The organism is Bacteroides sp. AM16-13 (assembly GCF_003602705.1).
Classification (GTDB): Bacteria; Bacteroidota; Bacteroidia; order Bacteroidales; family Bacteroidaceae; genus Bacteroides; species Bacteroides xylanisolvens.
This window is the reverse complement of record NZ_QTLK01000007.1, coordinates 120,129-136,793: the sequence shown is the minus strand read 5'-3', so window position 1 is coordinate 136,793 and position 16,665 is coordinate 120,129. Positions and strand designations below refer to the sequence as shown.

At 40.5% G+C, this 16,665-nt stretch carries 8 protein-coding genes; all 8 read right to left on the bottom strand.

The genetic code is table 11. From position 1 onward, the window contains the following. The 8 genes from DW173_RS07530 to hepC (DW173_RS07495) all read right to left on the bottom strand — a co-directional run bounded on the left by DW173_RS07530 (nt 1) and on the right by hepC (DW173_RS07495) (nt 16,449). The gene (locus DW173_RS07530; protein ID WP_165861545.1) at nt 1-1,629 is read right to left on the bottom strand and encodes a Tat pathway signal sequence; all 1,629 of its coding nucleotides are present in this window, start codon (nt 1,627-1,629) and stop codon (nt 1-3) included. Nucleotides 1,630-1,932: 303 nt separating this feature from the next. Continuing rightward, nucleotides 1,933-3,549 carry a sulfatase gene (locus tag DW173_RS07525; protein WP_049703153.1) on the bottom strand — a complete coding sequence of 539 codons (1,617 nt, stop codon included), beginning with the start codon at nt 3,547-3,549 and terminating at the stop codon, nt 1,933-1,935. 102 nt (nt 3,550-3,651) lie between these two features. Further along, nucleotides 3,652-5,652 carry a heparin-sulfate lyase HepC gene (gene hepC / locus DW173_RS07520; RefSeq protein ID WP_120144196.1) on the bottom strand — a complete coding sequence of 667 codons (2,001 nt, stop codon included), beginning with the start codon at nt 5,650-5,652 and terminating at the stop codon, nt 3,652-3,654. Nucleotides 5,653-5,711: 59 nt separating this feature from the next. Continuing rightward, entirely contained in the window at nt 5,712-7,016 is a 1,305-nt protein-coding gene (locus tag DW173_RS07515) for a DUF4995 domain-containing protein (protein ID WP_118218111.1), read from the bottom strand. A 201-nt stretch (nt 7,017-7,217) separates the two neighbouring features. Beyond that, entirely contained in the window at nt 7,218-8,882 is a 1,665-nt protein-coding gene (locus tag DW173_RS07510) for a RagB/SusD family nutrient uptake outer membrane protein (protein WP_008021439.1), read from the bottom strand. 12 nt (nt 8,883-8,894) lie between these two features. Continuing rightward, nucleotides 8,895-12,047 (bottom strand): SusC/RagA family TonB-linked outer membrane protein, encoded by a 3,153-nt coding sequence (locus DW173_RS07505; RefSeq protein WP_049703412.1) that lies wholly within the window; start codon nt 12,045-12,047, stop codon nt 8,895-8,897. A 19-nt stretch (nt 12,048-12,066) separates the two neighbouring features. Beyond that, nucleotides 12,067-14,298, bottom strand: coding sequence for a surface glycan-binding family protein (locus tag DW173_RS07500; RefSeq protein ID WP_087323746.1), 2,232 nt, complete (start codon nt 14,296-14,298; stop codon nt 12,067-12,069). A 12-nt stretch (nt 14,299-14,310) separates the two neighbouring features. Continuing rightward, nucleotides 14,311-16,449 carry a heparin-sulfate lyase HepC gene (gene hepC, locus DW173_RS07495; protein WP_049703148.1) on the bottom strand — a complete coding sequence of 713 codons (2,139 nt, stop codon included), beginning with the start codon at nt 16,447-16,449 and terminating at the stop codon, nt 14,311-14,313. Between the last annotated feature and the right edge of the window lie 216 nt (nt 16,450-16,665).

Sequence of the window (16,665 nt, the reverse complement as noted above, 5' to 3'; positions counted from 1 at the left end):
CTACACTCTTTCTGCCCAAATCGGTGAACTCCAAGCCCATTGTCCGTCACGTTGGCGAACGCGTACATAGTAGTAATCCGTATCCCGCTGCGGCTCTTTATCTTCCATGTAATGTTCCAGAGTGAAACAGCTTTCCGGCATGGCACGATTGAAGAGAATAGCCTCGCTCAACCAACCGATCATGAAGTGTGAACGTGAACCTTCAAGCAACTCGCCCAACGTATGTTCAAACTTCTTGCCATTGAATTCGGCAATGACCTTACCGTCTTTTGGCATTTCCACATCAAGGATTACAGCTTGCATGGCTGCTGTAGTCGTATTCGGATTCTTGCTGCTGTACATATCCAGTTCGGTTTCCTTGTCGCCAACGGATACAATACGGTTGACATGTGTGTGGAATTCTGTTTCACCTTCTTGCGGAGAAGTGAATGCTGCGCCACGGAAACAAGGAGTTACACTATGAATCTGTCCTTTGTCTACCGACAGTTTGCCCTGCCAATGTACGTATTTCTCTTCACGATTCCAACCAAAATCAACTTTAACTTTGCAACGTACCGTATCACCTTCCGGAGCAACGGGAGTCAACGGACCGCTCATACGAGCTAAAATCTGCCCGTTCTTTACAATATCTACGTAGTCAATACAGCTTTCACCTGTGACATTCAGATAGATACGACGGCTGTTACCGCGAACTACATCACCCATGAAAGCATCGTTGAGGCGGAAGTCGATAATAATCTTATCACCGGTTGCAGCACATACGTGACGGGTACGTAGAGCTTCCCAAATGGCATCGCGAGTCAGTGACGGAGCCAAGACACCGATGCGTCCGTCTCCATAGCTTCCCGGATAACCGGAATGTTGGTCAGTGGAAGCCATGATACCAAACTTATTGCCCAATTCAAGACCATATTGAATGGTTCCTTCCCATTGGCGTGGCCCCATATCATGCAAATAGGGGTAGTCTCCCTGATCGCTTTCTGCCAGACCGTGACGGGAATACATTTCTACGAATGGAGTAATATCTCCTTCGGTAAAGCATTTCCAGTTGTAACCGCGATAGCCACCCTGATAACCCATGTGGTGCGGGGTAACGAATACCTTATGTCCTTTTGCTTTTTCTTTCCAGTCCTCGATTGAAGTACATTCTACAAGTGGTGCGTCCAAATCATAGTTCAGCGCAACATGGTCTCCATGTTCCATACTATGAGCTTCGTATCCTACAAAAGTCAGGAATTCACCTTCCTTATTATACTCATTTGTCATTTTTACATACTTCTCATAACCGCCTTCACGCAAACGCTTGAAAGCTCCCGTGTGGTAATCGATCACCCATTTCAGGCGGGGATCATCTGCTCCGGGAATATCCGGCCACATAGCATGAGGAGTAACACTAACAAAATCCAATTGTCCTTTCGCTGCTTCAAAAGCATCGCGCATGTCGCCGTGTCCGTATGTGATGTTACAGTGGTTGTGTAAGTCGCCCCAATACATTTTGAGGTTGCTGGCTGATGGCATAATTTTCTTAGCCTCTTTGCTTCCTGCTGCGCAAGAACCGAGCAAGCTGCCCGAAGCTGCCAGTCCGAGGAAAGACCAGCCTGTGTTTTTTAAAAACTTTCTTCTATCCATGATATAATTGTTTTTGGTTAATCTTTATTTATATAAATGGGAATTTATCGGTTAAATGAGAATTTTGCAGTTAGGCTGAAAGCCTTACAATTATATATTTATTGGGGTGCCCTGAAAGGGCTTAATTACATAGCGTAGGGCAACGCCCTACGAAAAAAAACACACCAGCCACAAGCCCTGAAAGGGCGGAACTGTATACAATTATGCCCTTTCAGGGCGCAAATTCAGATTGTCGTTTTTACGTAGGGCGTTGCCCTACGCTATATAATTAAGCCCTTTCAGGGCACTCCGCAAAATAATCATTTAGCGATTTTTCATCAGTCTTCTGTCACCTTTGAAAAGAACCTTTTCCTTTTCATCCGGGTCTGTATCTTTATACTGTTTTTGAGTTTCCTGAAGCAGTTGCATCAGTTCTTTTTGCTTTTCAGCATATTCCGGTTTGCCGAAGACATTGTTCATTTCTCTTGGGTCAGCTTTTATGTCATACATTTCCCATTCATCGATGTCGTTGTAGAAATGAATCAATTTGAAGTCTTGCGTGCGTATACCATAATGACGCTTCACAGAATGTTCTGCAGGGTATTCGTAGTAATGATAATAAGCAGCTTTGCGCCAATCGGCAGGAGTTTTGCCTTCATTCACCAATACGGGTTTCAGGGAGGCCCCTTGGATATCTGATGGGATCTCTATTCCGGCAAAGTCGAGGAATGTAGGAGCAAAGTCCACATTCATGCTGATGGCATTACTGGTACTTCCTGCTTTAATTGCTTTCGGATAACGGATGATAAGCGGCATGCGTTGACATTCTTCATACATGAAGCGTTTGTCAAACCAGCCATGTTCGCCAAGGAAGAAACCTTGGTCGGAGGTGTAGACAATAATTGTATTGTCCAGCTCACCAATTTTTTCGAGATAATTCAGCAGTCGGCCGATATTTTCGTCTACTGCCAGAACTGTCGCCAGATAATCACGCATATATTGCTGATATTTCCAGCTGATTAATGATTTGCCTTTCAGGTCACCTTTGCGGTATTCGGCAATGCGTCCGGCATATACAGAGTCCCATTTATCCTGAACTTCAACAGGCATACGTTTGTATACGCTGTAAAGACGGTTGGTGGTATCTTTCAGCATCTCTTCACGAGTCAGCAATTTGAGGTCCCAGTCGTTTGTCAGTGTATGTTCGATAGACATGTCCTGTTCACGGGCTGCTCTTCCGCGGCCTTCATAGTCGTCGAACAGATTAGCCGGTTCCGGGAAAGTGGTATTGTTGAATATACCCAGATGGCGGGGAGCAGGCATCCAGTTGCGGTGCGGAGCTTTCTGATGATACATCATGCAGAAAGGTTTGTTCTTGTCGCGACCTTCGAGGAATTCAATGGCTTTATCAGTGATAATATCCGTGGCGTATCCTTTTTCTACAATATGCTTCCCGTTTTCCCAAAAATCAGGATCGTAATAGTCACCTTGTTCGTGTTGGCCACTAAGGATGCTCCAATGATCGAATCCTTGCGGTTCACTGATAAGATGCCATTTACCAATTATTGCAGTCTGATATCCGGCTTGTTGAAGCAGCTTGGGGAATGTCTGCTGGTCTCCGTTGAACGTACTGGCGTTATCGGTAAAACCATTCTCGTGGCTGAACTTACCGGTGAGGATGCACGCGCGTGAAGGTCCTGAAAGAGCGTTGACAGCGTAGCAGTTGTCAAAACGGATACCTTCGTTGGCAATCCGATCCATGTTAGGAGTCTGAATCAAATTTCCTCCGTAACAGGACATTGCTTGAGTGGTATGGTCATCCGTCATCATAAAAATGATGTTCGGTTGTCTGGTCTCTTCTTTCTTTTGATTGCCGCAGGAAGCGAGACTTAGTGCAGCTAGTGGGAGGAGTAGGGCAGAGGGGGTGTAATAGTTTTCCATAATGATGAAGGGGGAGTGACTAAAAAGCCGGTTGCATCTCCAATTCCCTTCCTTCCGGAAGGAGGAGAAATTGAGATGCGACCGACTTTTTAGTCAGCTTTATTATAGTTTGTATTTTAATGACTGTTTCTTTCCGTTTACTTTCACTTCTACTTCCAGTCCGTTTTCATCGAACGCTTTGTTCTTGAACTTAGCTGCAAATTTAGGGGCATCTGCGCTTTTCTTAACTGGGTAGATAACTGTGATGTAACGTACAGCTTCTTCGCCGTCTTTCTTCACGTTGAAAGATACATTCATACGTTTGTAACGTTTGCGATAAGCAGTTGAGCACCAACCCGGTTCTTTCTTCATCGACATACCGTCGGGACCGAAACATTGCAGTTTCATGTTGCTGCCGTCTTCAAATTGTGTCAGGAACGTCATGTCTTCGCGGCTGTTGGCAATTTCTCCTTTTGGCATTTGATAATGAAGATTGATGGAACCTTTGGCGCTACCGGTCATTTCGTCTACAATGACAAAGTAAGTGTTGTCAACAAAGAAAACAGAACGACGGTGTTTCAGGTTCTTGTAGCTAGGATTTTCGGTCACTAAAGTTTGGATAGCACCTTCCGGTTGCCACAATTTAGTCACAGATTCTGTCGTATCCAAGTTCTTGTTGTTCAGCGTTACTGTGTTGTGAACACAAGTCTGACGGTGCCAGTTGCGTTGTTCCATCACTTCGCCTTCACCGGCATAGACATACGAACCAGAATCCGGGAACAAATTCTTGCCGTTAAACCAAAGTTCAAACGTTCCGTTATCCGGCTGACAATGCCAGAATGCTTTCGGACCAGCTTTTACTACCATTTGCGTAGCATCCATTCCCCATGAGTTACGGAATACAAAGAAACCTGATTTCAAGAATCCTTTAGACATATAATCCGGCAATGCACCTTCTTTACCTTCAGTTGCGAAGTATTTGATAGCCTGGTTTTTGGGGAATAGTTTACTCCATGCTTTGTAGTTTTTCACCATTTCTTTCTTTGTTGTCAACTTAGCATCGCTGAAACATGGATTGGTATAATCAGGGAAAGAAATGTTTGCGTAGAACATAATCATGCTTTCAATGGTATCCAAATAATCTTGAGGGAATTCCTTACGGAATCCGTTGGCATCTGCGATACCTAAAGCTTTACAGAAAATGTTAATAGCTGCCAGATGATAATGTGGGTCGAGTTCGAACTGTCCGCCGTCTTCGTATACCTGTACATGAATTTCACGGTTCAGAATATCGATACCGCTTTTTCTCCATGCCGGAGCATCTTTGAATTCAGGGAAGAAAGCACCGGCGTAGATCATACGTTGAGCTTCAAACAGCAAGTGGTTACCTTGATCGGAATAATTAGCAAGGATATGTATAGCATGTTTGTGATAGTTTACCAGGAATTCTGTCAGGAAGTCCGGAGTGAAAGAAGGAGAAGGGAGGAATAACTGGAACTGTGAAGTCTGGTCTTGCAGACGATTACTAACTTCCAGCGGGCGCCATGCGAAACGTACGTTTTCTATTTCACCTTTGATTTTTCCATCACTTAACAGCTCATATTCTTTTTTGTCCATCTTTACCAACGGATTCTTTTTAATCCAGTCGATATACTGATGTGCCCATTCTTTAGCATATTTCTCGTCACCGGATATGCGATAAGCCTTTCCCATCGGAGTGAACCATTTGTGGCGGTGCAATTGCCAACGGAGTTCATTGTCTTTCACCGGCCAGTATTGCCAGTTGATGTCTTCTCCGTAGTTGTAAGAAGGCTGATAACCTTTATGTACGAAGAATGTATGTTTCAATCCGTCATCTGCCCACTGCTGTTCTTCTTTGCTGATAGTCACTTTGTTCAGATTGATATCCGGAGTTTTTACATTGGTACGTGCACGGTAATAGTCTAATAATGCTTTGGCAGCATCCTCATCTTTACCTTCCTGATGCAAAGCTTTCACTTTTTCCAATCCCGGATAGTCCAGGTTAAGAAGCGAAAATACTTCGCTTTTCAGTTCTTGGGCACTAGCTTTGCCTACAAAACAAGCGATTGCCAGCAGAACGATATACTTTAAAGTTTTATTCATGATATAATTTACGATTTTACGATTTACTATTTACGATTGAGAACACTCTTGCTTTTGTATTATTGGAGCATTCTCAACTCTCCATGCTCAACCCTCAACTTCTTCAATTCCATGAATCTCTTCAATGCTTCCAGATAGTAATAGTCAGCATAGTTCAGTGGAGTGTCGATTTCAGAACCGTTGGGCAGTGAGCCGACAGAGTGCATCAGAATGAAACCTTGATTGTCACCCACTTTTGCAAGATATGCGTCGCTTGACAAACTCTTCAGAATCTTTTCCGCATAATCCAGATATTTTTGTCCGTCGGGAACCATTGTGCTTAGTTCGATCAATGCTGAAGCGGTAACAGAAGCGGCAGAAGCGTCACGTGGAGTTTCTTCAGTCACAGGTGCATCATAATCCCAGTAGGGGATAGCATCGTCTGTTTTAACGCGATCCATAATCATATCAGCTACTTTGATAGCGAAGTTCAGGAAAGTACTGTCGTTTGTTTCACGGTAGCAAGCTGTGTAGCCATATACAGCCCATGCTTGACCACGTGCCCATGAAGAATCGTCATTCTTGCCTTGGTGAGTTTGCTTGCGTTCAACAGTTCCGTCGTTGTTGTAGCTTACTACATGCCAGCAAGTATAATCCGGGCGGAAGTGATTGTTCATGGTAGTCATAGCATGCTTGATAGCAATGTCTTTGTATTTATTGTCACCTGTCGCTTTTGCTACATTAAACAGAAGATCGAGGTTCATCATATTGTCGATAATAACCGGGAAGTTCCATGTTCCGAAATCCCATGAACGGATAGCGCCGATAGAATCGTTGAAACGGCCGCAGAGGTTATCGGCAGTTTCTCTCATCACAGCGGCAATGGTGTCGTTGGGTGAAAGACGTTCTGCGTTGCCATAGCTGCAGTTGACCATGAATCCCAAATCATGCGTACCTTTATAATAGCGTACCGGATTCAGCAGATTTGTATATTGGATGGCTTGAGTTTTCAGTGTATCGTTTCCTGTCAGTTCGTATGCGTACCACAATGAGCCGGGGAAGAAACCACTCGTCCAGTCATAAACGTTGCAGAGGCGACGTTTGCCTAGCTGGTCAGCAGTGGGTTGTGCGCGTAGTGAATCTTTGAATGTTGATGAATCTCTTTCCAACTGACGGCAAAGGAAATCCATGCCATAACCGGTACGGATGGAGCGTGGCAACATTCCTGTACCACTAACCTCTTCTGCAGAAAGTTGTAATTGGGCAGAAGCTACATCCAGTCCTTTTTTTATCCAACTGTAGTCTTCCTTTGGGGTTGTCTGGCACGACGCGAGTGCAATACTAACCGAAGCAAAGAGAACAAGTTTCATTTTCATGTTATTCATTTTAAGTGATTGTTTTTAGAAGTTTTGTAACTGATGCAAAAGTAACTGAAAGGCAAAACTTTCCGTTGCAGGATTGTCCAAAAGGTGTTTGAACTCTGCTTTTTAAGTTTTGATTTTGTTGAAAAAGGTTTTAATTTTCTCCAATATGCCCTAATTAGGGCATATTGGAGAAAAATTATAGATTTTTTTATCAGAAAAAGATTAGTCGCCCCATCCTTGGTTCTGCTTGAAGTTTTCCATCAAACTCATGTCACGAGCTGGGATAGGGAGTAGTTCGTGTTTATTCTTTTGGGTATATTGGTAAGCTACATAGTTTGCTTCCGGATACCAACCAATTAATTTTATATAAGTATTTACTATTGTTTCATAATACATCCCCCAACGTATTAAATCTTGGCGGCGATTTCCTTCGAAAGCAAGTTCATAGGCACGTTCATTCCGGATATATTCTTGGAATCCCTCGTATGATGTTGATTTTAAATCAACAGTTGTATTTGCTTCATTATAAGGAAGTCCATATCCGCGGCGGCGAACCATATTAAGAGCTGCTAATGCTGCATTGTTGGGACCATGATGCCATTCGTTAAGTGCTTCTGCATACATGAGTAATACGTCTGCATAGCGTAATATATACCAATTGACATTTGATTTATCGTTATTCAGTAAGAAGTTGTATTCTTTTACATACTTTTCAGTGTCCCATTTTGCCGGAGTATAATTTTGCTTATTTTTTTGGCCGGCTGTAGGTTTGTCTACTTCCTCCGGTTTTGCCCAGAAAGATTTATCTGGATCATATTTGTAATTGGCTATGGAAAGATCACGGCGTTTATCTCCTTTTTCTTTGTTTAACCAATCTAGGAAGAATGTATGTACTACTTTAACGTTGGCAGCATTACGTCCTCGTGTTCCTGGAATTTCGGTAACTCTGACTCCATTCCATTTACCAATACGCCCTACCGGATCTTCGCTGGCTGTACCAGTAACAGAATTTGCATAGAAACTTACCTCAATTAAACTTTCCGCCGGATCCCATGTGCCATTACATGTATTTTCCCAAAGTTGTTCATAATTATCCAACATACGATGTTTGCCGGAGTTGATAAGCTTCTCTGCCGTCAATGCAGCTTGTTTCCATTTCTCGGTATCTTTAATGGGTTCGCCTGCCCAGGTGACATATACACGAGTCAGCAATCCCAATGCACCGCCTTTAGAAAAACGGAATCGAGTGTTAGCACGCAGGGTGTCATCCGATTCAAACGGTAAATTTTCGATAGCAAATTTAAGATCTTCTTCAATGAACTTGTATACGTCGCGAGGATCTGCTTGAACGAACTCTGACGGATTTTTAGATGATTCGGATGTGTTAGTAATTAATGCAATGTTACCATACCAACGTACCAACTCAAAATAATACAATGCTCTCAATGCTCTTGCTTCCGCTAAATACATAGTGGCGAGTGCTTGATCGTTTAGGTTGTATGTAACCATTTTAACTTCCAGACGCTCTATAAAGTCGTTGGCGCTATAAATAGCACTATATAAGGATGCCCATGTATTTTGTACATACGAATTGTTGGGATTGAATGCATTAGCCGGATATTCACGGAAACTACTGGTACTGTTTCCTTCACATTGTGCCAGGTCATTAGTTAAATCAAATATGCATGATAGGTTCATACCATAAAGGTTATCTGCCACCATGTTGCGGTAAACTCCTAACAATACATTGTTGGCTTCAGATGCATTGTTCATATATTGGTTCTTTCTAATATCTGATTTCGGATCTTCATCCAATAAATCGGAACATGAAGTGAAAGACAATGTGCATAAAGCCAGTGCTGATATATAATATATTAGTTTTTTCATTGTTATACTCGTTTAAAATTGAACATCAAGTCCGAATGTAAATACTCTGCTCTTTGGATATGCACCCCAATCCAGACCGGGAGTCATAGGATTGCTGGCTGCTGTGCTGACTTCCGGATCATATCCGCTATATCCGCTGATGCAGAACAAGTTCTGTGCAGTACCATATATGCGAAGTTTGGATATGTGGATTTTGTTAATCCATTTTTTCGGCAGGCTGTATCCTAATGTCATGTTCTTCAGTCGTAGGAACGAACCGTCTTCTACGAAGCGTGAGTACACGTCTCCCTTTACATACCCTTTCGTTGAGGGTACTTTGTTGGATGCATTGGTAGGACTCCAACGATCGGCAACTTCTGCCAGCATATTGTAGCGCTGGTCTTGTGAACCGGTTGCAAACTGACGGGTTGCGTTGAACACATCATTGCCATAGCTGTATTGTAACATGAAACTAAAATCTATTCCTTTGAAACTAAAAGAGTTGGTGATACCTCCAAACCATTTCGGCATGGCATTACCGATGACTGTGCGGTCGGCGGTAGTGATCTTTCCGTCACCGTTTTGGTCTTTGTATTTTACTACGCCCGGAGCAGCCCCACCATCATAACGTGTGTTGTTTGTAATACCCGGCTTCAAGATGAGTTTTCCTGTAGCGGCTGAAGTGTAGAAATCGTCTACTTGATAAATACCATCGAATTCATAACCGTAAATCAATCCTAATGATTCGCCTACTATGGCACGATAGTCTGATTGAGTATAATTGGTTCTATCGAAGTTAGAATATGCTTCTGCATAATTGGCACCGGAAGATAAAGCTTTCAGTTCATTGCGAATGAATGAAATATTGAAGTCTGTACTCCAGGTGAAATTACGATTTTGGATATTAGTGCTATTAATAGCCAATTCGATACCGCGATTCTGGATTTTACCAATATTCTGCATTTGTGATGAGAATCCGGTAACATACGCTAGGTTTTGTGCAAGTAGCAAGTCTTTGGTATTCTTGATAAAGAAATCAGCTGTAACATTCAGGCGATTATCAAAGAACCCAAGGTCAACACCCAGATTGGTAGTACTTGAACCTTCCCATTTCAAATTTTTATTCTTCAGGTGAGATTGAGTCAGTACAGTGGAAGTTGTGTTACCAATACCATATTTACTTTGTGTATAGAGGTCTAATGACAGGAAATTAGCAATACGGTCGTTACCTACAATACCCCATCCTAAACGAAGTTTCATGTTAGATACAAAAGGAAGATTCTGTTTCATGAATTTTTCTTCCGAGATACGCCATGCAGCGGAGAAAGCCGGGAAAAATCCCCATTTATTTTTGTATGAGAAAACAGTAGAACCATCCGCACGTACAGTAGCTGTCAGCATATATTTGTCGTTGAATGAATAATTTCCTCGCGCAAAAAATGATAACATGGTTTTATCTCCAAACGAGGTGTTTACTTTACTGGGAACTGCACCTAGACCTAGATTGTCATTACCGATATTATCTGAAGGGAAATTTTTTGCTTGTCCCAATAAGAATTCGGAACTTCTGTATGCGAGTTCCTCACCTAACATTATTTCATAACGATGTTGCTTTATTTTTTCTACCCATGTTAACTGGTTGTAATTGGTCCAACGTTTTTCGCGTCCCATCTGAGTTTCTCCATAAGGCATTTGACCATTAGTGTAGGCCTGTCTTGTCTGAGTTTTGTAGAATACATCTCTACGGGTGTTGGTCGTATTGTATGTACCAGCTGTCTTAAATGTTAATTTCTTAGTGATTTTTGCAGTAAGAGACAAATTGGCACTCCACATTTCAGAGCGCTTGTTGTCTGTCGTATTTTCAGCTTGTAGGATGGGGTTCACCTGTGCCAGACTTTCGCCTGTTTCCAACATAGCCGGGTCGATGGCACTGGCTAGTAATTCTTCATTGGTTTTAGCCAGACCTCCTGTAGGACGTGATCTTAATATCTGTCCTAACATATTGAAACGTCCTCCATCACCGGAAGTTCCGGCACCTTCTTTCAATGTATTGGAATAATTGATAGTAGCATCGGCTGTAATATACTTATTAATCTTCTGATTGATACGAACTTTACCGGTTGTTTTAGTAAAACCGCTATTTCTGAAAATACCGTTTTCTTTGTAATGAGAGAAAGAAGCAGAGTATTTGGTACCGTCATTACCTCCTGTTACGGAAATGTTATGATCTTGCGACCAAGTAGGACTGAAAGTTTCTCCTTGCCAATCTACAGATTCTACTCCAATATAGTCGTCCAAAGTACGATATTTGTAATACTCCCCTGTTTCGGGATTGATTTCGTTGCGGTAATAACCGGGGATAAACTTGGTATCTAGTTCTCCCTGTAGTTTTACAAATTCATAGGCGTTGAGCAAGTCTAATTGTTTGGTGATTTTACGATAAGTAGCAGAACCATTGTAGCTGACTACTGGTCTACCTACCTTACCTGATTTAGTGGTTACCATCACTACACCATTAGCTGCGCGCGCACCGTAAATAGCTGATGAAGAAGCATCTTTTAGAATTTGAATAGATTCAATATCAGAGTTTGCCAAGTAGTCAATGTTGTCAACTTGGAAACCGTCAACAATGTAAAGGGGAGTAGCGTCACCGTTTAATGTTCCTACACCACGAATCTTAATATCAAATCCTGCGCCTGGAGTTCCGTCAGTTTGGGTAATTTGTACACCGGCCACTTGACCTCCTAAAGCTGCCATAACAGAACTACTTTTAAATTCTTCTATATCCTTGGCGGCAACAGAAGCTACAGAACCAGTCAAGTCACTTTTTTTCATAGAACCATAACCCACTACAATAACTTCATCAAGCACTGCATTGTCCGGTTCCATTTTAATGTTTAACTTTTTGTCTGTTTGCGCAATTTTCACTTCTTGATTTTTATAACCAATATAGCTGAATACCAGTGTTGAACCTTTTTGGGCTTGGATAGTGAAGTTACCATCAAAATCAGTTGTCGTTCCGGTTTGACTTCCTTTTACCATGACGGTAGCACCAATCATAGGCATGTCTGTTTCGTCTACTACCACACCTTTGACGTTTTGTGCCGAAACACAGATTGTAGCTATGAGAGCTAAGAGGGTGAACCACCCTCTTTTGCTTATTGCTTTTGTAGATATATTGTACATAATTGTAATGTCTTTTAATTTAGAAATTTTCATCAAACCATATCAATAATGGGAATGCTTTGGGACAATTCTTATCAGAGCTTAATTTGCCTGAATCTCCATCTGTTCTATAGGTCATTTGACCAGTCATAATACCATTGGCAAATTGTCCGTTTTCTTCTCCATACGTAGGATCACCAAACCATTTGTTGGGATTAATGGTAACAGCCCATCCTTTGGTCGGGTCGACATAACCTAATGCATCTGATAACTTCTTATTAATTTTGTTAGAAATTCCATCATAATAGGACATAGGTGCTCTTGCTCCATAATTGGGTGCTGTTGATCCGTAATAATTACGCCATACTTGGTTCATAAATACTGTTGCATCTACTTTATCTCCAGTAGTGATTGCTCCCGATTTATGTGTTTTAGGCCCTTCCAGATTTTGATAACGGAATGAACGACGATAATCCATTACAAATTGTGAAACATCTGTTACTCCGACTAACGTAGGTTCTACAGAAATTCCTCCCTTTCTTGGATTTACTTTGAATACAAATGGAGTATATTCTATTCTAATAGGATTTGTACTAGGATTAAAGTCAAAAGCAACGAATGTTTTGAAAGTTCTTGCAAGATCACCTTCTCCGGCAGTGGCTTCTATTATAAGATAAGCCATAGGAGCATCAGCTTCTTTGAAATTATCCGGGGAGAATCGGACTACACCTGTTGCTTCATCAATCATAGGATATCCTGTTTGATTAGGATCGTCTAAATTGAATTTAGTGGCTATCTTCCATTTGAAAACAATACCTTTATCATCTAAATTCGTTTCTGGAGTTAAAACCAAACTACCCAATTCTGCTGCACTTCTAATACGATATTGTGAAGCTTCTGTTGCCTTATCCAATCCGAGGTTATTACCGTAATATACATACACTATATTATTAGGATTTGGAGTAACTGTTAATAAGAAAGTTGTGATAGTCGGATTTCCCTTACTGTTATCAGCTTGTACCTTAACTTCATATCTGCCTTCTGGTATACTATTTCCTTTTTTTGCAGTGATCTTACCATTACTCGGATTGATAGTCAATTGTCCTTCAAACTTTTGGTCAAGGTCTACGAATGAATAGGTGACATAGTTTCCTTGCATTCCTTCTTTGGGTTGAGCTGATATAGGCGCGTATTGTGCTATCTCTAAAGCTGCGTATTCAAATCCTGATATAGGAGTGATTTCATCAACTACTTGAATTGTGAATTTAGTTGGCATTTCTACACCTTCAGGAGCGAATTTGTTGGAAACTTTTATAGTGATTTCATAGTTTCCGGCTTCTGTGATACCATGTCCTTTAGCGATTGATATAGCTCCGGTTGTTTCATTGATAGTCACTTTTCCTTCTGCTATTTCCGGAATAATGTTAGCTATACTGAACTTAGCTTCCTCTGTTGAACCTTCAATGACAGGTATAGGACTGATATATTCAGTTTGTCCGTTCGTTTCAGACTCTTTCTCCATGATACCTTTATTGGTAGCGTTATACGTTACATCTATTGGTTTGGAAGTCAGATTGAATGTGATAGCATCAGCAAATATACCTTCTCCTGCTAAAGTAGTCAGTTTTAATGATACTTTGTGCAAACCCGGTTTCATCTTCTTTATAGCCTCTTCATCTGGATTAATAGAAATAACTCCACTTTGAGAAATTTTGAAGAATTCTTTCTCCGGACCATCTGCTATTGCATAACCGCCGCTGGGGATTGTGACGTGTTCACCTTCTGTTATTACTTTTGCAGTAGCTTTCGATTCTCCAATTTCTTCAAAGTCGATTTCAATATAATCAGGTTCTACTTTAATTCCATCGGGAACGCTGGGCAACATTTTTACTTGTATGGCATCTTTGAATTCATGGTAGTTGCCATTGCTATTACATCCTACAGAGATGGAATATAATCCCACCGGTAGATTATCAGAGTTAACAATTCGAACACTACCATCCTTGCTGTCAATGATAAATGATTCGGATGTGTATGGTTCACCATTAAAAGTGATTCCGGTGATAACGAAATCTGTCGGTTCACCTCCTGTATATGTAGGCTTTTCAATCACTGCATTCATTGATGGACCTATATCAGTGAGGCTGTAATAATAGATGGCAAAGCCAGTTGTGTTGGTAGTCTCTGTATCCGTGCATGAGAAGCCTGTAAGAGTCAGGACTACTATAGATAAGATTGCCAGGAATCTAGAGGTTAGTTTTTTTAAATTCATAGTGTTATGATATTAGTTATTATTTTCTGGTATTGTATAGCTTAACTCATAAGGAGTACCATTTACCGTGACTTTGATAGCAACAGCTTTTCCTGTGTAACCTCCATCGGTAAATTCAGCATTAATTGTGGTACCTGTTGGATTGGAAGTCGGGTATATGACGGTAATAGCACGAATTGTTTTTCTATCTTTGTTCTTTCTAAGTGAAATTTTATATCCTAAACGATTTTCAATATTAACCACACCATGATCATTGGATACGTTGCTTTTAAAAGTTGCAGATGAATCATAATCTTCAGATGATGTATAAATAACAATATTGTTATTATCACTGTAGTTAGTATGTATGCCATGGGCTGCTTTGGAATTCGAATTGTCGAAAGTTATTTCATTTTCAGGTGCACAAAGATTGAAATTCAAATTGTATTTGCCTGTATTATACGCTTCTTCAGGATTTTTCATGTATAATTCATCAACAAGCACAAAGAACTCTTTGTTGGCGTGGAATACAGAACGTCTATGGGTTAGAGATGAATTTTCGTATGGTTCATTCTCTGTAACTATGTAATTTGTATTGTCTTGTGTTCCTTTATGGACATAATGGCCTTCCATCTTATTGATATTTGTGGTCGTAATCGTCATTGTATTATGCCAGAAACTTTGGTTATATTTATCTCTGGCGGGATCACCACTATATGCATATACACCTGCATCAGGGAAGAAGTTACGTCCTTTATGGAATAAGCTGAATGTATTATTATCCGCTTGACAATGCCATTTCTTTTTAGGATTATAGTTGTTCTTTAAAATGAACATGGACACTTTACTAGGGTCTTGATCCCATCCATTACGTAGCATGTAATAACCGGAATATTCGTATGCTTTTAATGTATAAGTTGGTTTTTTACCTTCTTTACCTTGGGTAGCCATCCATTTCATACCTTCGTTGTCCGGAAACATCTGTGCATAGCGTGTGAAATTCTTTATCAACATACTCTTTTGCATACGTCCTGAACGAGTGTCGTTAAAATTTTCTACAGAGTAGTTCGGATAAACTAAGTCCATCACAAATTCTGTTGCTTTACGTAAGGACGGCATATAATCGGCTGAAAAATAATGTGCTTTATTATTCTCTTTAGCCACTTCGTAGGCGTTATAGAAGTCTGAAATAGCACCTACATGATAACTCGGGTCAAGCTCGTTTTGTATACCGTCGGGATTGAACTGTTCTTTTATTTGTTCATTTAATTTGCGGGTACCTTCTTCCACCCATTCTTCTGCTTTCTTTAGTTCTGGGAATAAAACACCAGCTAAAGTCAGTGAATATAACTGTGTTACTAATATATTACCTTCCGGTTTATAGAGTTTGCGGATGCTCTCCACTTGATCTACATACTGAGTGAGAAAGATGGATAACCATTCAGGAGTGAAATTGGCAGAATGTATATAATAGGTCATTAAATCTGCTTGTGAGCTAACTCGCTCTGCGATTTGTAATCCGGACCATGGAAAATATTCATCCTTAATAACTTCCGGACATGGATAATTTTTCATCCAATCGGTGAAAACTTCTTTCCAAGACAGTATGTATTTCTCGTCTTTAGTCATGTAATACGCTTTAGCTTGAGGTACCATCCACTGATGACGATGACGCTGATATTTGAACTCATTATCTGTTATGCCGTCAACCTTTAAGTCCCAATTTATTGTTCCATCACTATTTTTGAAAGAATAGTAAATATCTTTCGACTCGTCTCTAACTCCATCGGTTTCTCCTCTAGTTTCAGGGAAGTTCCTTACATAAAAGCGATAGTCCAGAGCTTGATTTGCAATGTTTAGTTCCACTGCTGATGCTGTAGTTCCTAAAAGAGTTACATTCGGGTTTACTACATCTGTACGCATGCGATAATAATCTAGTAATGCATTAGCAGCTAATTGATAGTTTCCTGCTTCATAGTACTGTTTTACTTTTTCTAGACCTTTATAATCTAGATTGATAACTTCAAATAGTTTTTTTTCAATTCCTTCACCTTCATCGGGAAGAATGTTTTCTTTGTCGTTGTTGGGTTCTCCAATGATTAATTCGTCTTTGTCGTCTGTGCAATTAGACAGAAAGAACATTGCGAATAAACAAATAAAGATGTTCTTCATACTTTATTAGGTTTTAATTATTAAAAGTTATATTTTACTGTTTGCAAATGTAATCTGTTTATTTAGAAATGATGATTTGTCCTGTTCACACTTTGTTCAAAAAATGATTTTTTGATATTAATATTGTTGAATCATATATTAATAATGTTTAGAAAAACGGTTTTTAGGCTGATATTAAGCTTTTTATACATCATAATGTAACTTTCATTATTCTTT